Annotated in this window: 16 protein-coding genes, 1 pseudogene and 3 riboswitches; of the genes and pseudogenes, 9 read left to right on the top strand and 8 right to left on the bottom strand. The window is 70.3% G+C overall.

What is annotated here, in order from left to right; translation table 11 throughout:
• Positions 1–91 precede the first annotated feature (91 nt).
• Positions 92–252, bottom strand: a riboswitch (cobalamin riboswitch).
• A 19-nt stretch (positions 253–271) separates the two neighbouring features.
• From JYJ93_RS07865 to JYJ93_RS07840, 6 genes are all read right to left on the bottom strand, one after another.
• Positions 272–589, bottom strand: coding sequence for a hypothetical protein (locus tag JYJ93_RS07865; protein WP_206787647.1), 318 nt, complete (start codon positions 587–589; stop codon positions 272–274).
• 144 nt (positions 590–733) lie between these two features.
• Positions 734–1396 (bottom strand): cell surface protein, encoded by a 663-nt coding sequence (locus JYJ93_RS07860; RefSeq protein WP_206787645.1) that lies wholly within the window; start codon positions 1394–1396, stop codon positions 734–736.
• Positions 1397–1404: 8 nt separating this feature from the next.
• Positions 1405–2829 carry a hypothetical protein gene (locus JYJ93_RS07855; RefSeq protein ID WP_206787644.1) on the bottom strand — a complete coding sequence of 475 codons (1425 nt, stop codon included), beginning with the start codon at positions 2827–2829 and terminating at the stop codon, positions 1405–1407.
• A gap of 155 nt (positions 2830–2984) precedes the next feature.
• Positions 2985–3208, bottom strand: a riboswitch (cobalamin riboswitch).
• Positions 3209–3251: 43 nt separating this feature from the next.
• Entirely contained in the window at positions 3252–4859 is a 1608-nt protein-coding gene (locus tag JYJ93_RS07850) for an MXAN_6577-like cysteine-rich protein (protein WP_206787643.1), read from the bottom strand.
• Positions 4840–6825: a TonB-dependent receptor gene (locus JYJ93_RS07845; protein ID WP_206787642.1), complete on the bottom strand. Its 1986-nt coding sequence runs from the start codon at positions 6823–6825 to the stop codon at positions 4840–4842. The genes JYJ93_RS07850 and JYJ93_RS07845 overlap by 20 nt, the downstream gene beginning before the upstream one ends.
• A 63-nt stretch (positions 6826–6888) precedes the next feature.
• A riboswitch (cobalamin riboswitch) is annotated at positions 6889–7095 on the bottom strand.
• A 35-nt stretch (positions 7096–7130) separates the two neighbouring features.
• Complete coding sequence (locus JYJ93_RS07840) at positions 7131–7685, bottom strand: TetR/AcrR family transcriptional regulator (protein WP_269012821.1); 555 nt, start codon at positions 7683–7685, stop codon at positions 7131–7133.
• A gap of 107 nt (positions 7686–7792) precedes the next feature.
• Between JYJ93_RS07840 and JYJ93_RS07835 the strand changes: the two genes are divergently transcribed.
• From JYJ93_RS07835 to JYJ93_RS07800, 8 genes are all read left to right on the top strand, one after another.
• Positions 7793–8776 (top strand): aldo/keto reductase, encoded by a 984-nt coding sequence (locus tag JYJ93_RS07835; RefSeq protein ID WP_206787640.1) that lies wholly within the window; start codon positions 7793–7795, stop codon positions 8774–8776.
• Between the two features lie 417 nt (positions 8777–9193).
• Positions 9194–9439, top strand: coding sequence for a hypothetical protein (locus JYJ93_RS07830; RefSeq protein WP_206800182.1), 246 nt, complete (start codon positions 9194–9196; stop codon positions 9437–9439).
• On the top strand, positions 9436–9789 hold the full coding sequence (locus tag JYJ93_RS07825; protein ID WP_206787639.1) for a helix-hairpin-helix domain-containing protein: 354 nt from the start codon (positions 9436–9438) through the stop codon (positions 9787–9789). The genes JYJ93_RS07830 and JYJ93_RS07825 overlap by 4 nt, the downstream gene beginning before the upstream one ends.
• Positions 9790–10051: 262 nt before the next feature.
• Positions 10052–10585 (top strand): MarR family transcriptional regulator, encoded by a 534-nt coding sequence (locus tag JYJ93_RS07820; protein ID WP_242544252.1) that lies wholly within the window; start codon positions 10052–10054, stop codon positions 10583–10585.
• Positions 10586–10820: 235 nt separating this feature from the next.
• On the top strand, positions 10821–13964 hold the full coding sequence (locus tag JYJ93_RS07815) for a DUF4175 family protein (protein WP_206787637.1): 3144 nt from the start codon (positions 10821–10823) through the stop codon (positions 13962–13964).
• Positions 13965–13972: 8 nt separating this feature from the next.
• Positions 13973–15721 (top strand): tetratricopeptide repeat protein, encoded by a 1749-nt coding sequence (locus JYJ93_RS07810; protein WP_206787636.1) that lies wholly within the window; start codon positions 13973–13975, stop codon positions 15719–15721.
• Between the two features lie 329 nt (positions 15722–16050).
• Entirely contained in the window at positions 16051–16770 is a 720-nt protein-coding gene (locus tag JYJ93_RS07805; protein WP_206787634.1) for a DUF4142 domain-containing protein, read from the top strand.
• An 80-nt stretch (positions 16771–16850) separates the two neighbouring features.
• Complete coding sequence (locus JYJ93_RS07800; protein WP_206787633.1) at positions 16851–17129, top strand: hypothetical protein; 279 nt, start codon at positions 16851–16853, stop codon at positions 17127–17129.
• 37 nt (positions 17130–17166) lie between these two features.
• Here the strand turns inward: JYJ93_RS07800 and JYJ93_RS07795 are convergent, their stop codons facing one another.
• Positions 17167–19197: a S9 family peptidase gene (locus tag JYJ93_RS07795; RefSeq protein WP_206787632.1), complete on the bottom strand. Its 2031-nt coding sequence runs from the start codon at positions 19195–19197 to the stop codon at positions 17167–17169.
• Between the two features lie 183 nt (positions 19198–19380).
• Here JYJ93_RS07795 and JYJ93_RS07790 point away from each other — a divergent pair.
• Positions 19381–19944 (top strand): annotated as a pseudogene (locus tag JYJ93_RS07790) (DsbA family protein); the annotation flags it as partial.
• 3 nt (positions 19945–19947) lie between these two features.
• On the opposite strand, the gene fliB reads toward JYJ93_RS07790, so the two are convergent.
• Positions 19948–21309, bottom strand: coding sequence for a flagellin lysine-N-methylase (gene fliB / locus JYJ93_RS07785; protein WP_206787629.1), 1362 nt, complete (start codon positions 21307–21309; stop codon positions 19948–19950).
• Between the last annotated feature and the right edge of the window lie 9 nt (positions 21310–21318).

Here is a 21318-nt window from a genome sequence, read left to right as displayed (position 1 = left end):
CCGGACCTCCAGGTGCGCGTCGCACCCTGGAGGCCTGCCTTCGCCGTCAGCTCCCCGCGGAGGTTCCGGTCTGTCGCCGGGCCCTCCACGCGGAGGACGCCGGGTCTTCGCCAGGTCTTCGGACTCGCTGAAACGGTGTTCGTGCGAACGCTGTTCCTGCTTACCGCTGCGGGGCAGTCCCGGACTCACACCGGGTTCCCTGGAAGCCCTCACGCCCCATGGCGTGAAGGCATCGATGACGGGGCGGGACTATGGCGACCCAGGAGCAAAGTCAATGCGGCGCGAGTTCAGCGCGTCGCTCGCGCATCAACACGTAGCGCCGCGTGCTGCCGTCCACGACGACGGTGGACACCACGCGCCAGCCCTCCGCCCCCAGGCGCTGGAGCTCCGCGAGGTCCTCGTCCGGGCCCTCTCGCTTGACGAAGGTGTACTCGTACGCCGGTGCCGGCGGAGGCGCTGGCGGCGGAGGCGCTACCTTCGGTGGCGCGGCACGCGTGCGGGAGGACGTCTGCGCCCAGACCTCCGAGGGCACGAGGAGTGGAGCGGCCATGCCGAGCAGCACGAGGAGTGATGCGGAACGACGTTTCATGAAGGCACATCCGGGGGAGGGACAACGGGCATCTAATGCCGCCACCCCCACCCCGGAAGCCTCGTGCGGCCCGGACTCGCCGTATGAACGCGCGAGACCGCCGGGACCGTCCGCTGGAGAACGGCTCCGGCGCTCGCGGCGCGGCTACGGCAACTGCACGCCGTTCACCACCGCGACGGCATCCAGGTCGAAGCCGCCGCTGGTGCCCGCGTAGCCGTTGGCGCCCGAATCGCGGATGCGCACGAAGCGGGCGCGCGTGAGGCCCACGTCCGCCAGGTCGAAGCCGTCCCCGCCCGCCACGGCCGGGTCGGTGGCCGGGATGCCGTTGGAGGGGTGTGAGTACACGGGCGTGACGCCCGCGCAGCCCGGGTAGTTGTTCGCCACGTCGGAGGAGGCGCAGGGGAACTCGTGCCAGATGATGCCGTCGTCGCTGACGGCCACCACGCCCGTCTCCGCGAACGGCTTGCCGCTGGGCTTGATGAACGCGTTCTCGAAGACGAGCAGGTCCACGCCTGGCCCGTCCGTGACGGCGATGTCCGTGAACTCCAGCACGATGACGCCGTTGCGTCCGAGCGACAGCACGTCCAGCGAGCCCGACGACGCGCCATCCCCCCGCGGAGCGCCCAGCACGATGCCCGGCAGCTGGGCCTGACCGAATCCGGCGCCCGAGCCCGGAGAGAACGACACGATGCGGTCCGCGAACGGATCCCCCACCAGCGGCTGGCCCTGGAGGGAGTCCTGCCAGTCCTCGCCGCCGCAAGCCACGGAGAGGAGCGCGGTGAAGCCCAGCGCGAAGGTCTTCTTCATGGGCGTGCTCACGGAGCCTGCTGGATGCGGACCAGGCGCGCGCCGTTCTTGTCATCGACGCCGACGAGCAGGTCCGAACCGATGGCGGTCATCCCGGTCACGCGCGTGCACTGATTCACGTAGACGAGGACCGGCTGACGGGCGCCAACGGTCACGGTCTCACCGGCCTCCGTCACGGTGAAGGCGAAGCGCGAGACGTCCGTGCCGGCGAAGTTGTAGTCGGGCGGGACGTAGTCACCGCGGAGCACGGACACGCCCTCGCCGTGACCCGAGGCGGCGACGAAGTTGGAGCCCACGTCGAGCAAGGGCGCATCCGCCACGACGAACGGAGTGCCGGACCTGAGCGCTTCGGTGATGGCCGCCGGGGCCACCGCGCGGCCCTCGTTGAGGAAGGTGTCGTCGGAGAAGTAGCCAATCATCGCGACGCCGTGGGTGGACACGGCGGTGAAGCCGCTGCCGCCCGTCTCCGGGGGGAGCGTGCCCACCTTCAGCGAGGTGAACGGCGAGCTGTCCGTCTTCAACGCGTAGACGGCCAGACCGGCCGACACCGTGTCGAGCCCTCCGCCGTTGATGAGGAACGCGCCCGGCACGACGCCCGCGGAGAAGTTGCTCGGCGCGGAGACGTAGGTGGAGTTCGCGGGCGAGGAGACGTCATACACGCCCACGGAGCCCGGGAAGCCCGCGCCGGACTTCGTGTAGCCGGTGAGGACGTGCTGGCCATCCGTCTCCACGAAGGGGCTGAGGAAGAGCGACGCGGAGGGGCCCCGGTCGGCGGGAGCGGCCACGTCGAACAGCGGCGCCGCGCCCAGCGACACCTGCGGCCACGTGCCCAGCGAGTACAGCGCATGCGGGCCGGCGTAGCCGTCCGACACCACCGTGTAGAGCGAGTACGTGGGGCCAGGCGTCACGCCCACCGGACCCGCGGCCGTGGGAAGCGATGCGGCCTCACCGGCCACGAAGCCCGTCTGGAGCTGGAGCGTGCCCAGCTTCGGGTCGTAGGTCGCGACTTCGCACGGATCCGAGCCCGCGTCGGTGTCCGTGCCCGCGTCCGTCTCCGTGCCTGCGTCGGTGGTTGTACCAGCATCGGTCTCTGTACCGGCATCCGTCTCCGTACCGGCATCCGTCTCCGTGCCTGCGTCGATGGTCGTACCGGCGTCGGTGCTTGTACCCGCGTCGGTGTCCGTACCGGCATCGGTGCTCGTGCCAGCATCGGTCTCCGTGCCTGCATCCGGCACGGAGACGGACGTCAGCTCGCATTTGCTCTCGACGCAGGTGTAGCGCTGTCCCGCGGGGGCGGCGCCCTGGTCGCGGCAGTCGAAGTCATCGACGCACTCATCGCCGCAACCCGTGCTGGTCAGCGCCATCGCGAGGCTCGTCAGCACCCACGCGAAGCCCTGGAGTCCCCGCCCCGTCATCATCCGCTCTGTCTTCATCCGCGACTGCTCCCTTGCATCGCCCCCACGGGCGAGGTGAATCCAAGGGGCATGGACGGAGAGCGGACCGCGCACGAGGGACACGTCAGGACACGACACGCCGCGCGAGCGGAAGACCTCCGTCACCTCCCCTCGGAGGCTCCGGTCTGGCCATGCCCGGAGGCATGGGTCGTGGCAGGTCTTCGGACTCACAGGCGCGGGAGGCCCTCATCGGGTCACCCACCTACTGGCCGTCGCTTCCCAGCCCACCGAAGGGCCAGTGCTTGCGAGGACGGCGTTCGTTCCTGCTCACCGCTGCGGGGCAGTCCCGGATTCACACCGGGTTCCCTTTAAACGCCACACCGTGCGGATGCGGCGTACCAACGACGGGCGCTGGAGTATGGCGGACGACAGGGCTTGTCAATACAAGCGGGGCCAATGCCTCACGGCACCGCGACGATGTCGATGGCATTGGAGATGCCGCGACGAGGGTCCACCGGACACGCATCCAGCGCCGGTCCCATCGCGTGCGGCGTGGAGTTGCCGCGCCGCTCGACCAACTGGCCGTCGCGCACCTCCACCACGAACACGCGGCCCGCGTTCACGTCCGTGACGTACACGGCATTGCCCACCACCGCGAGCCGTCCACCCACCGCGAGCGCGCAGCCATTCTCCGGCCCGCCGGTGCATCCCGGAGACAGCGCATACGACGCCACGGGCTTGTCATCCTTCACCAGCACCAGCCCCGTGGCCCGCACCGCCTTGGCCTGGTAACCGCCCGCCGTGTCGAACACCGCCTCGCCCAGGCAGCTCACCACCAACTGGTCGCCCACCGCCTGCACGTCGCCCGCGTTGAGGCAGTCCTTCGCGCCCAGGTCGATGGCCCGCACGCCACCATCCGCCGGGTCGATGCGCGCGAGCATCCCGGGCCCGTTGGGCAGATAGTCATTCGCGGGGTTGAGGTTGGTGAGCGCCACGTACACGCCCGCGTCCACGGACACCGCCGCGTACGGAAGCGCCATCGTCATCCCGCCGTCGAAAGACTTCAGGTCCAGGCCGGTGAGCGGAACGGTGTCCACGAGCCGGGGCTTCTCCGGGTCGCTCACGCTGACGCGAGCCACGGCGTTGCCCTGCTTGAAGTCGGAGCCGGCCGTTCCGAACAGCGGGATGTAGAACGTGTCGCCGCGCTTCGCGATGACCTGCGGGCTGGTGTTCGCGCCCAGGTTCACCTGCCCCACCGTGCGCAGTCCCAGTCCCCCGCCCTGCGCGGCCCCTTCCCGCTTGAGCACCTGGAGCGTGTTGTTCACCGAGTCGAGGACATACACATATGGAGGGTCAACGAGGATGTCATTGGGCGAAGCCGCCACCGCGCCCAGCGAGTCCTCCTCCGCCACCGTCCCCAGCGCACCCGCGGGAGCCTGCGACAGCACCGAGCGCGCCGCGTCCGCCGCCAGCACCACGCCATCCCAGGCCGCGAGCGCCTGCACCCCCGAGCCGAACTGCCGCCGGGGTCCCATCCGGTCCGTCCCCGCCTGGATGCCGACCAACTGCCCGTTGGTGTAGCAGGCCGTCACCACGTCATACATGCACCGGCCCGAGTGGCAGGACTGCACGTCCGGGCACACCGCGCCGCAGGCACCACAGTTGAGCGGATCATTCGCCAGCACGACGCAACTGCCCCCGCACCGCGCCGCACCGGCGGAGCATCCCTCGCGGCAGGTGCCGGATTCACAGACCTGACCGGACGGACACGCGGCGCCGCAAGCGCCACAGTTCAGCGGGTCGCTCGCGAGCGCGACGCACGCATCACCGCACGTCTCCGTGCCCGGCTGGCATCCGCACACGCCCGCCTGACACGTCTCCCCTGCCCGGCACGCGGTGCCACACGCGCCGCAGTTCGACGGGTCGCCCTGGAGGTCCACGCACTCGGCGCCGCAGACGCTCAGGCCGGACGTGCACAGGACCTTCTCCTCCGGGCAGCCGGTGAGGAGCGCCGCCGCCAGGGCCGACAGCAGCAGCGCGAGCCGAGCATCAGGGAGGAGACGCGACATGGGAGTCCTCGGAGGGGGAAGGGTCGAGCGCCACGGAGAGCGTCACGTAAGCGGCGCGGCCAGGCAGCGGCATGCCGGTGTAATCAGCAGTCCGCGCATCGAGCAGGTTCTTCACGTCGAACGACACGGTGAGGTCCGGCCGGTGCAGGAAGGTGCTGGAGGCCCCCACGCTCACCCAGGTGCGCGAAGGCAGTGACAGCCGCGCTTCGCCCACGCGGTTGATCAACTGCGAGGACTGGACGAGGACCTCCGTGCGGCCATTGAGCCAGTCCGGTCCCACGCGCAGCCGGCCCACCCACTTGTGGCGAGGGCGATACGGCAACTCCTTGCCGAAGTAGCGAGGGTCGCCGTAGCGGTTCTGCGTGCGGGTCCACGCATAGCTGCTGGTGGCGGTGAGCCACGCGCGAGGCCGGACCTCCAGCTCCACCTCCGCGCCCCACACGCGAGCAGCGGCGAAGTTGTAGGGCCTGGCGAGATTCGGCGGATACAGCTCGTAGGCGATGAGGTTCTCGTACACCGCCGCGAAGCCGCCCGCGGTGACGCTCCAGACGTCGTCGCGCCACAGGGCCGCGGCGTCCACGGACAGGGCGCGCTCGGGCTTGAGCTCCGGGTTGGGCAGCAGCAGGCCCTGACGGATGTAGAGCTCCAGGAACGACGGCGCGCGGTGGGACTGGCCCGCGTTGGCGCGCACGCCGAAGCCGCGGCCCAGGTCCACGCTCGCGCCCAGCTTGGGCGACAGGAGCGAGTAGTGCCCCACGCGCTCCACGCGCACGGAAGGCACCAGCTTCAGGCGTTCGGAGAACAGGGACAGTTCGTCCATGGCCATGACGCTCGCGCGCCACCACGACGCGGCCTGCCCGCCCACGGCCTGCGTGACGGACTCCGAGGAGCCAGCGAGCGTGACGGCGAGCGCGTTGCGGCCCAGCACCGCGCGCCCCTCCACCTCCGCGCCGCCCACGGTGTAGCGCTGCGCACCGGACTCCACGCCGGTGGTGCCGCCGGTGACGTCCAGCCAGTCGCTGCGGAAGAAGCCGCGAGCACTGCCTTCGCCCGTGTCACCGAAGGGCCGCGCCCAGCGAGCGCCCAGCGACAGGCGCGTCTGGTCCTGACGGCGGGACACGGTGGGGTTCTGCACGGTGCCCGCGAGCGCGCGGTCCTGTAGCGACAGCTCCGCGAGCACATCCACGCGTCCGCCGCCGTCCAGGCCATGCCGGTACTTCAGGAGCGCGCCGCCGCCGCGAGCGTCATTGCGCGTGCGCACCTCCTGCGTGAGCGGGTTGTCGTCCAGCGCGGGCAGCTCGTCGACGCGGTAGCTGAAGTCGCCCTGGGAACGGCCGCCATGCAGCAGCACCAACGCCTGCCCTTCGAGCAGCGCGCCCGACGCGGCGACGTGGGCCATCACGGTGTCGAAGCTGCCGTAGGTGACCTCGCCGCTGGAGAGCAACCGCGACGAAGGCGCGCGGGTGACGAGGTTCACCGCGCCGCCCAGCCCCCCCGCGCCGTAGCGGGCACCGGCCGCGCCGCGGAGGATCTCCATCCGCTCCAGCAGCGCGACGGGGATGAGCGACAGGTCCGCGGCGCCGCCCGCGCCGTTGAGCGGGATGCCATCCAGGAACACGAGCACGCCATTGGATGACGCGCCGCGAACCACCAGGCTCTTGCTCTGCCCGTATCCACCGGAGTCCTGCACGACGAGGCTCGCGGATCCGCCGAGCAGCTCCGCCGTGTCGCGCGCTTCGCCCGCGCGCTCGCGAGCATCGATGATGGTGATGGCGCCGGTGGGGTCGCGGCGTCGAGCGGAGTCGACGGGAGCTTCGGGGACCTCCTCGCCGATGACCTCCACGGTGGGGAGGACGAACTCAGGGAGCGGCGTCTCGGACGCAGGCGTCTCCTGCCCGGCGAGGGCCTGTGCCTGGAAACCGAGCGCCAGACCGACGACGGTCCGGGCGAGAAGCGAGCGCGACATGCTCCGCCTTCCGCTCCCTCCGTCGAAGAGAGAAGGCCTCACGGCAGCACCGCTGCCGCACCCCTGGGCAGGTCTCCTGGCTGACAGGCTCCAGACGTGGGCGCACGCTGCGCCCTTCTGGAAGGAACCCTCCACCTTCCCTTCGCGGAACGCGAAAGTGGTGACAGCCGAGGCTTCCGGCCCTGGACCTCAGGGCAACCCGTTCACAGTGGCGGGACCGCGCCGGACTCACACCGGCTTCCCTCTTGAAGGCCCGGCATGGGCACCCAAGGGCCCGGCCCTTCTAGGAGGTCACCCCCAGCCCGTCAAGGCACGGGCGCCGTCGCGCCGTAGCGCAGTCCGTCGATGAGCAGGTCGACCATCCTCCGGGTGAAACCGGGGCCGACCTCCGCCACGGGGACGCAGAGGTTCGCCACGCCGCGCAGGAGCTCGTACGCGTCGACGTCCTTGCGCACCTGCCCTGCCGCCGCGGCAGCCGTGAGCAGCGACTGGAGCACCGGCTCGAGGTGCTCACGGAAGTACGCGGGCAGCGCCTGGTACGCCGGATCCTGCACATTGAGCGACGCGGCGAGCCCTCGCTTGGTGGCGATGAGGCTGGTGAACCGGTGAAGCCACCGCGTCAGCGCCTCGAAGGCCTCATGCTCGCGCGCCAGCGCCGGAGCCTCGGCCGCGCACGCGTCAATTTCACGCCGGTACACGGCGGCGATCAGATCCGCCCGCTGTGGGAAGTGCCGATACACCGTCGCGATGCCGACACCGGCACGGCTCGCGATCTCGCGCACGGGCGCGTCGACTCCGGCTTCAGCGAACACGGCCTTCGCTGCCTCAAGCAGCGAGTCGAGGTTGCGCTGGGCATCCACTCTCTGGGTTTTCTTCATCGCCTTGACAAACGGAACAACGTTCCGCATATGTGCGGCCGTACCGGAACAACGTTCCGTATAGCCCAACCGCAGGAGGAGAGGAAGCCATGCCCCCGACCCACCGCACGACGCAACTCGGTACGACAGGCCCGCGGGTGTTTCCCGTCGCGCTGGGCTGCATGGGCATGTCCGGAGCGTACGGGCCGTCCGACGAGACGGAGAGCATCGCGACCCTCCGCGAGGCCATCGACCGGGGGGGGACGCTGCTGGACACGGCCGACTTCTACGCCAGCGGTCATAACGAGCTGCTCATCCGCCGAGCCATCGAGGGTCAGCGCGACAAGGTGCGGCTCTCGGTGAAGTTCGGGGCCATGCGCGGACCGGACGGAGCACCCGTGGGCTTCGATGGGCGCCCTGCGGCGGTGAAGAACTTCATCACGTACAGCCTGCAACGACTCGGCGTGGACCACATCGACGTCTATCGCCCCGCCCGGCTGGACCCGACCGTGCCGATTGAAGACACGGTGGGAGCGATCGCCGACCTGGTGAAGGGCGGCTACGTGCGAAGCATCGGACTCTCAGAGGTCGGCGCCGAGACGATCCGCCGAGCGTCGAAGGTGCACCCGTTGAGCGACCTTCAGATTGAGTACTCGCTCATCACGCGCGAGCCGGAGAAGACCCTCTTCCCCACGCTCACCGAGCTGGGCATGAGCGCGACGCTGTACGGCGTGCTCTCCCGCGGACTGCTGACGGGCGCGAAGGTGGAAGGAGCCCGCGTGCACTACCCGCGCTTCGCTGGCGAAGCGGGCCAGCGCAACGCGGCGGCCATCGCGCGCTTCCACGCATACGCCGCGGAGCGAGGGATGACGCCCGCGCAGCTCTCCGTGGCGTGGGTGCTCGCGAAGCAACCGGGGTTCGTGCCCGTCGTCGGAGCACGCACGCGAAAGCAACTGCACGACGTGCTCGGAGCATTGGAGAAGCCCCTGTCATCCGATGATGTGGCCGCCGTCGAGGCCATCCTCCCGAAAGAGGCGATCGCCGGCACGCGCTACCCCGAGCAGCAGATGAAGATGCTCGACAGCGAGCGCTGAGGCGATTCCTACTCCCTCGCCCCAATTGTCGCAGCAGTGCTGCGACAATCTCCGCTTCGGGAAAGTCGGTGGCGAGTTGGAGCGACCGGCGCAGGTTCTCCTCGCCGAAGCCGCATTAGGAGCGTGCCTCCAATTGTCTCCGCACCGCGGAGTCAATTCGCCCGCCATCCCTGTTCCCGGTGACTGCTGTGCGGACGCGCTGTCCCGTCTCTCACCGCGCAAGACACCCACTGGAGCATCCGCGCCCATCCCCGCTCGTGGACGCCTCACGCACCGCCGCACGGTGCACGGACTCCACTTCAGAGGAGCACGCCGCTGGCACGCGGGCTGCTCAAGCCCGGACGCGACCTCAGGCGGTCGAGCCAGCGAGGTGCCCGGGCCGTGGTGGCGCGGGAGTCTGAAGGGGGAAGCGTGTCGATGCTGATGGCGGGGAAGCGGTTGGCGGTGTTCTCCATCCGCGAGGGCAAGGGCGGGAGCATCTGGGTGCGCGCGGGCAGCGCGTTCGTCAACAAGGACGGTTCGCTCAACGTCTTGCTGGACGTGCTGCCCCTGGACGGGAAGCTGCACGTGCGCGAAGCGGCGGAGAAGCGCGACACGGCGGCCGGCAGCCGCTTCGGCGGCGGCGAGCCTTCGCTGGAGGCGGGCGTGGGGGGCCACTCGTGAAGTGGGCCTGGGCGTGGGTGTTGGGCTGCGTGCTGATGGGGCCGGGGCGTGCGGATGCCGCCAGCCCGCGCATGCAATACGTGGGGGTGGTCAACCTGAATGAAGCCACGGCGGCGGAGTTGGACCTGCTGCCGGGCGTGGGTGAGAAGGCGGCGCAGCGCATCCTTGAGCACCGCAAGAAGCGGCCCTTCGGTCGCGTCGAGGAACTGGTCCGGGTCAAGGGCTTCGGAAAGAAGAAGTTCCTCAAGCTGAGGGCCCACCTGGCCCTCACCGGCCCCACGACCCTCAAGAAGGAGCAGGTCCCCGCCTCCCTGTCGCCGGGAAGGGAGGCAAGCGTCACGAACCCATGACAAATACAACCATTGGTTGAGTCAGGTTCAGGAGGGCCGCCATTCCCGGGCTCCGGCATGCCCCGGGGATGGCGGCTTTCCGCCGCCTCCCAAGGCCTCCAGCCGGGCGGCCCCGTCCGCCTGAGCGCACCCCTTCCGGATTTTGCTGGAACGCCCAGGCCGACGCGCTAGGACACGCCCATCTTTGGAACACAACGGAAAGACAGGGAGGCCGGAGGTGAGGGAGGATGCGCCCATGAAGGACACACAAGCCCCGGAGTCGATGGCAGGCCCGGAGGGCAGCAGGTCCCGGGGTTCGCAGCAGCATCAGCAGCAGTTGGGTGAGGTGCTGGAGTTCATGCGCCTGCTGTGGGCCGTGGACCATGGCCTGCAGTCCACGTCCAAGCGGATGGAGTCCACGCTGGGGCTCACCGGCCCGCAGCGCCTCGTCATCCGGCTCGTGGGCCGCTTCCCGGGCATCACCGCCGGCACGCTCGCCAACATCCTCCACGTGCACCCCAGCACGCTCACCGGCGTGCTCAAGCGCCTGGAGAAGCGCGGCCTGCTGGAGCGCAAGTCGGATCCGCTCGACGGCCGCAAGGCGCTCTTCGCGCTGACCGACGCCGGCCGCGCGCTGGACATCCCGTCCGAGGGCACCGTCGAGTCCGCCGTGCAGCGCGTGCTCGCCCGCCTGCCCCGCGACCGCATCGTCTTCACCCAGGAGGTGCTCAAGGCGCTCGCCGAGGAGCTGGGCGGCCTCTCCGCGCCCCTGGAGGACGCGGCCCCCTCCCGCCCCACCCCTCCCGCCGAAGGCTGAGCGCGCCCCCCTGCCCTCCCGCCGTCCGCACCGGACGGGGAGGGCCCGGGTCCCCCTTCCGCGTTGTCCCCAGAACCCTGCCGTCCGCCCCTCCTTCGTGCGGCGGACACAGGCCCCTTCCTTTCTGTCCTCCGCCCCGGCGATGCACGCGCGAAGACGGCGGGAGTGCGCCACAATTGGGAAATAGCCGGCCCCGCCCGGGGTTGGCTCGCGACCGACGAGCGGACAAGCCAGCGTGAACCTCGAGACACCGCAGAGCCCAGCCCCCGAGCTGCCGCCCCCGCCGCCTCCTCCGGCCCCGCCCCCCCAGGCCCGGCGCGAAGCGCGCTCCGGAGGCGTGGCGGAGCTGCTCGCCCAGGTGCGCGCCCGCCAGCGCCGCCAGCTCTGGGCCCAGGGCCTGCTCTTGGGCGCCGTCGCGGCCCTCGTGCTCCTGTTCGCCACGGGCCTGCTGGGCCGCGCGGTGCCGGGGCTCGCCCGGAGCCTCCTGTGGCTCGCCCTGCCCGTGGGCGCCGCAGTGGCGTACGTCTTCGGCGTCGTGCTCGCGCACCGGCAGGTGGGCGACGACGCGCGCACCGCCCGGCTCGTGGGCCAGCGCCGCCCGGAGCTGTCGCTGGACGTGCTCGCCGCGGTGGAGTTGTCGCGCGAGCGCCGTGAAGAGGCTGGCTGGTCCCCGCAGCTCGCGGACGCGTTCCTGCGGCAGATGGACGAGCGCGCCCGCACGGTGGACCCCGGGCTCGTGGTGGACCGCCAGCCGCTGCGGCGCGTGGCCATGGCGTGCGGCGGCGTCGTGCTGGCGCTCGCGGTGCTGATGTTCTTCGTGGGGGGCCGCTGGGCCGCGGGCTGGAAGCACCTGCGCGAGCAGGCCGCGCGTCCGGAGACCGCCGCGCAGGCGGAGCCCATCACCGGCGACATCGAGCTGACCTACCGCTACCCCGCGTACACCGGCCTCGCGCCGCGCACCGTGCCCGGCACCAACGGCGAGGCCAGCGCGCCCGCCGGCACCGAGGTCGCGCTGAAGACGCGCTCGGACCGGCCCATCGAGCGCGCGGAGGTCGTGGTCAACGACCAGACGCTGCCCCTCACCGTCACCGGCGGCCGCGAGCTCACCGGCAGCTTCGTGGCGAAGCAGGGCGGCCACTACCACTTCGTCTTCTACGGCGCGCGCGCGAAGCCGCTCGCGGTGGGCCCGGACATCCCGCTCACCGTGGAGGCGGACAAGGCGCCCCAGGTGACGCTGCTCGTCCCGTCCACGGAGATTGAGGTCGACCCCGGCCAGACGGTGACGCTCAAGTACGAGGCCACCGACGATTACGGCCTGTCCGGCCTGGCGCTCGTATACCGCATGCCCGGCGCGAAGCAGGAGACGCGCGTGAACCTGCCGCGCGAGGACAGCCGCCGCAGCCGGGGCACCTTCAACTGGGACCTGGGCCCGCTCAAGCCCGCCCCCGGCGACCGCATCACCTACTACGTGGAGGCCAGGGACAACGACGCGGTGGAGGGCCCCAAGAAGGGCGTCAGCCGCACGCAGACCCTGCGCGTCTACAGCGCCGCCGAGCACCGCCGCGCCGCCCTGGAGAAGGCCGAAGTGCTGTGGGGCCGCCTCGTGGACCACCTGGCGGACCGCCTGGAGGGGCCCGACCGCGCGAAGCAGAAGGACGCGGCCGCGGTGGAGACCGCGAAGTCCGTGGACACGAGCGGCCAGCAGCTGGCGGACGACTTCCGCGCGCAGGGCGCCGAGCTGTCCCGGGAGAAGGACGTGCCCAAGGAGATTGTCTCCGCGCTGCTGAACATCGGCGGGGAGCTCAAGCGCAGCGTGGGCACCACCGCCGACTTCCGCCGCCTGTACCTGCGCACCCAGCGCGCGCGCGGCGAGGACTGGGGCACCGGCACCCGGCTCACCGCCGTGGTGGAGGACGAAATCGAGGGCCTGGAGCGCGACATCCTCTACCTGGAGTCGCTGCTGGACCGGCAGAAGCTGGAGGCGCTCCAGGAGCTGACGAAGCAGCTGGCCAACGAGCGCCGCGACCTGTCGCGCCTCATCGAGCAGTTCAAGGCCAACCCGGACGAGGCCGCGCGCGAGCAGGTGATGCAGCAGATCCAACAGCTCAAGTCGCGCATCCAGGAGCTGATGCAGCGCATGGCGGAGCTGCGCAAGGGCATCCGCGACGAGCACCTCAACGCCGAAGCGCTGTCGGAGATGATGCAGCAGGAGGACATGCAGGGCGCCATGGATGAGGTCGAGCGCCTGATGCAGGAGGGCAAGGCGGACGAGGCCCTGGCGAAGCTCCAGGAGCTGGGCATGCAGATGGACGAGATGCTCGAGTCCATGGACAAGTCCCAGGAGGACTTCGGCGCGGAGCAGTACCCGGAGCTCGCGGAGAAGTTCGGCAAGTTCATGGACGACCTGCAGGGCACCATGGACGAGCAGCAGAAGGTCGCCGAGCAGACGCGCGCCCTGCGCGACCAGGCCCGGGGGCAGAACCGCGAGCGGCTGAAGGAGAAGGGCCAGGCCCTCAAGGACGAGCTCAACCGCAAGCTGAAGCAGGTGCAGGACGACTACCAGAAGCTGGACCCGGGCCGGCTCAACAGCCGCGCGGCCCGCCCGCTGGAGGAGGCCCAGTCCGAGCTGCGCAACGTGGAGAACGCGCTCAAGGTGGACGACTTCGACCTGGCCGCGGAGTCCGCCGCGCGCGCGGAAGATGCCGCGCGCCAGCTGTCCAGCATGGGCGAGCAGCAGCGCCAGCTGGATGAGATGTTCGGCAACCCGCCCGAAGTGCGCCAGCAGTCCGCGAAGCTCGCGGAGCAGCTCAAGCGGGACGCGCGCGACGTGGCGGACGTGAGCCAGCAGCTGCAGAACCTCTTCCCGCCGCCGGGCTCGCAGCTGTCGCAGCAGGAGAAGCAGCAGCTCCAGCAGCTGGGCCAGCGCCAGCAGCAGTTGGAGCAGCGCGCGCAGGGCCTGCGCCAGCAGATGGAGGACATGGAGCAGACGGCGCCGCTGTTCGGCGAAGAGGCCGGCCAGCAGATGGATGAGATTGGCCAGCGCATGGGCGAGGCGTCCCAGCGCATGCAGGGCAAGGACCCCGGCCGCGGCTACGGCGAACAGCAGGCCGCCATGGAAGGCCTCAAGCGCTTCCAGCAGCAGATGCAGCAGAGCCAGAAGGGCCGCAAGGGCGGCCGCGGGCTGCCCATGCCCATGGGCTCCGGCCGGCGCCAGGAGGGCAACGGCCGCAACCCGCAGGACAAGGTGGAGCTGCCGGACGAGGACGCGTTCCAGGCGCCTCGCGAGTTCCGCAAGGACCTGCTGGACGCGATGAAGCAGGGCGCGCCGGAGAAGTACCGCGAGCAGGTGAAGCGCTACTACGAGGAGCTGGTGAAGTGAGCCGCCACATGCACGCGTCCCTCAACGGACTGGGCGTCCTGTGCGCCCTCCTCGTCGCCGTCCCCACGGCCTTCGCGCAGCCCCCCGACGCGGCCCTCAAGGAAGAGGTGAAGCAGCGGCTGGGCAAGGTGGAGCAGTCGCTGGACGACTGGGACGTGGGCGGCGCCCGCCGCGAGCTGGCCGAGGTCGAGAAGCGCGTGCCCTCCGAGCTGGAGCCCCTGAAGTACTTCCAGGGGCGCGTGGCCTTCGAGGAGGGGCAGTACGAAGACGCGGTGACGCTGCTGGAAGGCGCCAACATCGAGGACAAGCCGGGCAGCTACCTGCGGCTGGCCAAGGACACGCGCGCCATCGTCAAGGACCACCAGAAGGCGGAGAGCGAGCACTTCATCTTCTTCTACCCGAAGGGCAAGGAAGAGGTGCTGGTGCCCTACGCGCTGGAGACGCTGGAGTCCATCCACCGCGCGCTCGCGGAGGACCTGGGGTGGACGCCGCCGGGCAAGGTGCGCGTGGAGGTGGTGAACAACGCGCGCGAGCTGTCCCGCGTCAGCACGCTGACGGAGAAGCAGATCCGCACCACGGGCACCATCGCCATCTGCAAGTTCAACAAGCTGATGGTGACGAGCCCCAAGGCCGTGGCCCAGGGCTACGACTGGCAGGACACGCTGGCGCACGAGTACGTGCACCTGGTGGTCAGCCAGATGTCCCACAACACCGTGCCCATCTGGCTGCATGAGGGCCTGGCCAAGTTCCTGGAGTCGCGCTGGCGTGGCAAGGGCGGCCTGGCCATGACGCCGTCCACGCAGGCGCTCCTGGGCAAGCGCGTGAAGGAGGACAAGCTCATCCCCTTCGAGAAGATGCACCCCTCCATCGCCATGCTGCCCACGGCGGAGGACGCGGCCACCGCGTTCGCGGAGGTGTTCTACGCCATCGACTACATCCACGGCACCCAGGGCACCGCGGGCCTGCGCACGCTGCTCCAGGAGCTGAAGGCGGGCCAGCCGGACAAGAAGGCGGTGGAGGCGGCGACGGGCATGTCCTTCCCCCTCTTCGAGAAGACCTGGCTGTCCTACGTGAAGAAGCAGCCCTTCCCGCAGGAGCTGGTGCCTCGCGACGACCGCGTGGTGCTCAAGGAGGACGCCAAGGGCGCGCAGAAGGACAGCGAGAAGAAGGGGCGTGAAATCTCCTTCGGCGGCTTCTCCGAGGTGACCGAGGTCCCCGCGCGCAAGTTCGCGCACCTGGGCGAGGTGCTGCGCGAGCGCAACCGCGTGAAGGCCGCCGCGGAGGAGTACGCGCGGGCGCACAAGCTGGTGGGCGACAAGTACGAGTCCGTGTCCAACAAGTTCGCGCTCGCGCTGTTGGAGCTGCGCCGGCTGGAGGAGGCGGAGTCCGTGCTGCGCGGCTCCTTGCGCATGCACCCGGGCTCGCCCTCCACCAATGTGCACCTGGGCCGCATCCTGCTGTTCCGCAAGGATTACCCGAAGGCGAAGACGGCGTACCTGGAGGCGCTGGCCTCCGACCCGTTCGACCCGGAAATCCACGTGGCCCTCACGCGCATCCACGGCGCGCTGGGAGAGACGGCGCTCGCGTCCCGCACGCGCCTGGCCGCCGCCAACCTCACGGGCCTCAAGCCCGACGACGTGGACCGCGCCGCCCAGGCCTTCCTGCGCGCCGAGGACGAGCTGTCGGAGACGAAGAACGTCCCCGCCGGTACGCCTGACGCCCCGAAGCCCGCGCCCGCTCCAAAACCCGCGAAGTAGCCCTCCTCCCCGGCGGCCAGCCAGCCGGGCCCCTGTCTCCGTTCCCTTCCCTCCCTCCCGGGATGCCTAGCTTTCCGGGCACGAGGAGGACGGGATGGAGTTCCCAGACAGTCGTGCGGTGCTGAACGTCCGCTCCCGGTCCCGGGGTCAGTGGCGCTGTCCACTGGCGCACCGGTCCGTGGGCGCAACGTGAATTGGCACACGTCCTCCTTCCCACCCACTGGGTCCAGCGCCGCGCCCTGCTCCAAGGTGCGCCGCGCGGACCGGGTGTGTCCGGTCCACCGACTTGTCCCGCCTCACTTCCGAGGCCCTGAAAAGGAGCTGCACCCATGAAGCGCACCCTGCACGGAGTCACCCTCGCCGCGGTCCTCTTCACCGGCGGCGTCTCGCTGGCCCAGACGGCCGCGCCCATGACGAAGCCCGCTCCCGCCGCCAAGGGCATGGCCGAGTTCAAGGGCTTCATGGCCCCCACGGATCCGAAGGCCTTCCTGGAGCGCCTGCACTACATCAACCAGTCGGAGATCAAGCAGGCCGAGCTCGCGCAGAAGAACTCGGAGAACCCGGACGTGCAGAGCTACGCGAAGATGATGATCGACTCGCACACGGCCGCGGACAAGCAGGTCATGGACTTTGCGAAGACGCAGAACCTGAAGCTGGCGGAGATGCCCAAGCCCGCCAACGACGTGGAGAAGAAGGCCATGGCCGCCGACAAGGCGAACATGGAGAAGCTCCAGGCGCTGAAGGGCGCGCCGTTCGACTCGTGTTACATGTCCGGCCAGGTCGGCGCCCATGACGAGGCCATTGGCAAGGTGATGGCCGCCAAGCAGGGCATGACCTCCGCTCCCGCGGAGATGACCACCATGCTCACGCAGCTCACCCAGGAGCTGCCCAAGCACCGCGACATGGCCTACCAGACGCTGGGCAAGCTGGACGACGCCATGGGCGTGGGCGGCGCCGGCATGCAGGGCGGCACCATGGACCACGGCTCCATGAACCACGGCGCCACCCCGCCGAGCGGCTCCATGGGCGGTGCGACGAAGACGAAGTAATGCAGCAGCAGTGAAGCGTGGAAGCGCCTCCCCTGAAGTGCATTCACGGGAGGCGCCCTCCGCGTGCATAGTGCCGGGCCATGTCCCGACTGATTGCCCTGGCCTCCTGTGTCTCCGTGCTGCTCCTCACCGGATGCTCCAACGACGCCGACGCCATCTGCGACTACCGCAAGACGTGCTTCGACTCCGACCTGGACACCGGCAAGTGCGCCGAAAAGATTGGCGCCTGGGAGGAGGAGAAGGAGAGCGAGCAGGACAAGCGCCGCGAGCGCACCGCGGAGTGCTCGCAGTGCATCGCCGACCGCACCTGCGCGGAGGTCATCGCCAGCTGCATCGACGACTGCTTCGGCATCCCCTGAAGCCCAGCGCCTCAAGGGATGCCTTGCTGGACGCGCGCTACTTGCGCGTCCAGCGGTCCAGCCAGCCCAGCACCTCGTCGTGCCACTGGATGCTGTTCTGCGGCTTGAGCACCCAGTGGTTCTCGTCCGGGAAGTACAGGAAGCGGGACGGGATGCCGCGGCGCTGGAGCGCGGTGAAGGTGGCGATGCCCTGCGTGTCCACCACGCGGTAGTCCTTGCCGCCGTGGATGACGAGCATGGGCGTCTTCCACTTCGCCACCTGGTTCACCGGATTGAACTTCTCGTACGACTCCGGCTTCTCCCAGGGCAGCCCCTTGTGCTCCCACTCGGGGAACCACAGCTCCTCGGTGTCGTAGTAGGCGGCGCGCTCGTCGAAGATGCCGTCGTGGTTCACCAGGCACTGGAAGCCGTCCGCCCAGTTGCCGGCGATCCAGTTGATCATGTACCCGCCGTAGCTGCCGCCCAGCGCGCACCGCTTCGTCTTGTGGATGAAGGGGTACTTCTGGAGCGCGGCGCTCAGGCCCTTCTGCAAATCCTCCAGCGGCTTGCCGCCCCAGTCCCCGGAGATGGAGTCCGTGAAGGCCTGGCCGTAGCCGGTGGAGCCGTGGAAGTCGATCATCACCGCCACGTAGCCGCGGCCCGCGTACACCTGCGGGTTCCACCGGTAATGGAAGTGGTTGCCGAAGCTGCCCTGCGGTCCGCCGTGGATGAGGAAGGCCAGCGGGTACTGGCGCTTCGGGTCGAAGTCCACCGGCTTCACCACGTAGCCGTGCACCGTCTCGTTGTTCCAGCCCGGGAAGCTGAACTGCTCGAAGGCGCCGAACTTCAGGCCCGCGAGCGCGTCCTTGTTCACCTGGGTGAGCTGCCGCGCGCCGGTGCCGTCCGCCTTCACCGCGTACAGGTCCGCCGGCGAGTCCAGGTCATCCATGGCGTAGACGACCTGGCCGTCCGCCGCGGGCTGGGCGCCATCCGCGCTGCCGCCCTGGGTGAGGCTGCGCGCCTTGCCGGTGGCCACGTCCAGGGCGAACACGGTGTTCTGCCCCACGTCGTTGGCGGTGGTGTAGAGCGTGGCGCCGTCCTTGCTCCACGCGAGCGAGCCCGCCGAGCGGTCCCAGTCCTGGGTCAGCACGCGCTCCTGGCCCCCCGGCCACGTGCGCAGGATGACGCGAAAGCGGTCGGCCTCGAAGCCGGGGCGGGACATGGCCACGTACGCGAGCGTCTTGCCGTCCGGGCTGAACACGGGGCTGGTGTCCGTGGCGCGGTTCTTCTCCGTGAGCTTGCGCGGCTTCGTCTTGCCGTCGACGGGCGCGAGGAACAGGTCCAGGTCGGTGGACCACGACTCGGTGGGGCCCACGTCGCGCGCGGCGAAGACGATGCCCTTGCCGTCCGGGGTGAAGGTGAACTCCTCCGCGCCGCCAAAGGGCTTGCTGGGCGCGTCCGCGTTCATGCCCTTCATCACGTCCACGGCCGTGCCGCCGGCCACCGGGACGACGAACAGGTGCGAACGCGTGCCGTCCTTCCAGGTGTCCCAGTGGCGGGCGAAGAGCTGATCATACGCGCGGCCGGTGGTCTTCTTCTTGGAGGCCTCCGCGGCGCGCTGGGTGTTGCACGCGAGGTCCGCGCAGTCGGGGCGCGCGTCCAGCGCCACCGCGAGCTGCTGGCCGTCACGTGACAGCGCGAAGCTGTTCACGTCCAGCGGCAGCTTCGTGACGGGCATCGGCTCGCCGCCGTCCACGGGCAGGCGCCACACCTGCGAGGAGCCGCCGCGCGAGGACAGGAAGAAGAGGCTCTTGCCGTCCGGCGCCCAGACGGGGTCGCTGTCGCTGCTCGGGTCCGTGGTGAGCTGGCGCGGCGCGGAGCCGTCCAGGTTGACGAGCCACAGGTCGGTGCGGCCGCGGTTCGCCTCCAGGTCGGTGGAGCGCAGGACGTAGGCGACCTGGCGGCCGTCGGGAGAGACGCGCGGGCTGCTGAGCCGGCGCAGCGTGACCAGGTCCTGTTGATTGAACGGATGCGGCGCGGGCGCGGGGCTTGCGCCGAGCGCCAGGGCCGCGAGGAGCGACAGGGGCATGGGTGGGTTCCTCCGGAGAGATGGAACCCGGACCGTGCCCTCGGGAGGACGCACTGTCCACCGATGGATGCGGGCCCCGGTGGAATGGGTGGAAGGCCCTGACGCGCGGTGCTAGAGATTCAGCCCATGAGCGCACCCATCGTCGTCCACATCTGGTCCGACTTCGTTTGACCCTGGTGTTACGTCGGCCTCGGTGAGGTCGAGAAGCTGAAGAAGGAATACGACGTCCAGGTGGAGTGGCACCCCTACTTCCTGCGCCCGGAGACGCCTCCGGAAGGGTTGCCGTTGCCCGAGTACGTGCGCCAGGGGATGAAGGACCCCAACAATCCCCTGAAGCTCCGCGCCGCGAAGGCCGGGCTGACGATGGTGCAGCGGGACATCATCCCGTCCACGCGCCGGGCGCACGAGGCGGCGGAGTACGCGCGCGCTCAAGGCAGGCTGGAGCCCTTCCAGGCGGCCATCCTGCGGCGCTACTGGAGTGAAGGGCAGGACCTCTGGCAGTGGGACACGCTGCGGGCCGCGGGCGTGGAGGCCGGGTTGGATCCGGACGCGCTCCAGCGCGCGGTGGAGGAAGGCCGCTACCGGCAGGTGGTGGAGGAGTCCGTGCGCGGGGCCCAGGAGATGGGCATCCGCGCGGTGCCCACCTTCATCCTGGGTGACAAGCTGGCCATCCAGGGCGCGCACGAGTACCCATCGTTCCAGCGGGCCATGCAGCAGCTGGGCGCCAAGCCGAAGCAGCAGGGCTGAGCGTTACAGGCCCTTCACCAGGATGAGCAGCCGCGCGAAGGTCTCCGGACCTTCGCCGGCCAGCCCCTTCGCGAAGTCCAGGAACGAGGGCGCCTGCTCCACGTGCTTGGCGACGACCTGGAACGCCTCCACGGCGGCGGCATCCAGCGAGGCCACGGGCGTGCCGGGAGCCTCCAGCAGCGCCACCACGGCCGGGTGCCCGAGCAGCACCCAGCGCACCACGGAGGCGCGCAGCACGAGCAGGAACACGGCGTTCAGGAGGCTCTCGGCTTCCGTGAACGGGTGGCGTAGGACGTGGTTGAGCGCGTGGTGCAGGAAGTACTGGTGCACGCGTTCCCCGTGCAGGGCTTCCAGTGCGGAGCGCCGCGCGGCGTGGAGTTCCCAAGCCGGGTCGGGATGCGTGTCCGCGCCACCGTAGGACGCGCGCACGGCGTCCATGAGCGCGAGGAAGCGCGGGCTGCTCACGGCGGCCTCGCGTGAACGGAGCACGGCGCCGCAGATGCCGGCCCACGGGCCTCCGGGCAGCTCCAGCACTTGGAGCTGCGCGTGCAGGGACGCGAGCATGTCCGCGGATTCGTACTCGCGCAGGACCTGCGTGAGCCGCGCTTCGGCTGCTTCCGCGCGGCCCTCGCCTGCCTCCGGCGCGGAGTCCGACATGGGCTCACGCACCTCGATCGCGGAAGCGTCACTCGCGCTGGGATGCCGTGTCGCCTCGCCTGCCGCTGAACCGAACGCCGTCGTCCCCGGGAGGTAGAAGTCGCCCAGGTCCAGCGCCATGCGGCCCAGCGCGTACAGCCTCGCGGCGTACGGGACCTCGCGGCGATTCAAGAGCCGCAGCATCGCTTCGCGCACGGTGTCCGCGTGGGCCGTCCACGCGTCATCTCCCGCCGCCACCTGCCGCGCGACCTGCGGACGCAGGGCCTGTTCCTCGGGCACGGGCTCGCGCACCAGCGCGTCCTCCGCCAGCAGGCACAGGCGCGCCGTCTCCGGACATGCGAGCGACCCGGCCATCTCCACCTGCGCGCCCCAGCGCGTGAGCACTCGCGGGAAGACGGAGCAGCCGTCCGGCAACACCGCTTCGCCGTAGCGGCGCTGGAGCGAGCACAGCTTCGCTTCGTCCAGGAAGGCGCAGTGTCCGTCCGCGCGCTTTCCCAGGATGCCCGCCTGCTGGCCCGTGGCGCCGTCCGGGTTCGGTGTAATCAGCGCCGCGACGCGCGCCTCGTCCGGTGTGCCCGCGACCTTCTGGCGCAGCAGGCTCCAGCGCGACTCGCTGATGGGCACCGTCAGCCCCGCGCAGCAGGTGTCCTCGCACGCTTCCGCGATGCAACGGAAGCGCGCCATGTAGCGGGGGGCGGAGGCGGTCATCGCGCCAGT

Source organism: Corallococcus sp. NCSPR001 (assembly GCF_017309135.1).
Lineage (GTDB): Bacteria > Myxococcota > Myxococcia > Myxococcales > Myxococcaceae > Corallococcus.
The sequence above is the reverse complement of the archived record's forward strand: the minus strand, read 5'-3'. Positions and strand labels throughout refer to the sequence as shown.